This is a genomic window from Salinicoccus jeotgali (assembly GCF_039538805.1).
Classification (GTDB): Bacteria; Bacillota; Bacilli; order Staphylococcales; family Salinicoccaceae; genus Salinicoccus; species Salinicoccus jeotgali.
The window spans coordinates 1-587 of record NZ_BAABCK010000025.1 but is presented as its reverse complement, the minus strand read 5'-3'; the positions used below and the strand labels follow the sequence as shown (position 1 = coordinate 587).

The 587-nt window shown below is 37.3% G+C and carries 1 protein-coding gene; it reads left to right on the top strand.

The genetic code is table 11. The features are described 5' to 3' along the window. The coding region (locus ABD734_RS07690) for a Rep family protein (RefSeq protein ID WP_344703105.1) at positions 1-302 on the top strand (302 nt) is incomplete at its 5' end. Positions 303-587: the final 285 nt, after the last annotated feature.

Sequence of the window (587 nt, the reverse complement as noted above, 5' to 3'; positions counted from 1 at the left end):
TGAGGGGCGCTTATCGCTATTTTACGCATAAGGATAATCCTGAGAAATATCAGTATGACGAGAGAGACATTAAAGTTTATAACGGATTTGATATATCTAACCATATTTCTTTTACGAAAGAGGAGAAATATCAGGCATTTACACAGATTAGGCAAATAATTAGAGATAATAATGTGACTGAGTATGAGGAACTGTTAGATGTATTAGAGAAAATGGATTATAACCTGTTGAAGGTTGCTTATGATAATACGCATATGTTGAATGCTGTATTGAGATCTAGGAGACATAAAAATCGTAGGTGATGATTTTAAGCTAGCCATAAGGCTAGCTTTTTTGCGCAGCAAAAGCAGGGGGATTGGGGAGCTCCCCAACAAGCCGGCGAGCAGCCACGAATGAGCGTAAGCGAATGAAGTGGCTAGCAAAGCCAGTGCTTGCCAACATGTAGGACTTACATCGTAAGTCTAGTGTGTTATACCTTATATTTTATATTTATAAGGCTCTGTTAATTAGGCTCATTTTCATATTTAGGAGACCTAATAATTACTGTGATAGGCTTTATTAAAAAGGAGGGTTTTTATGGCAGTTTG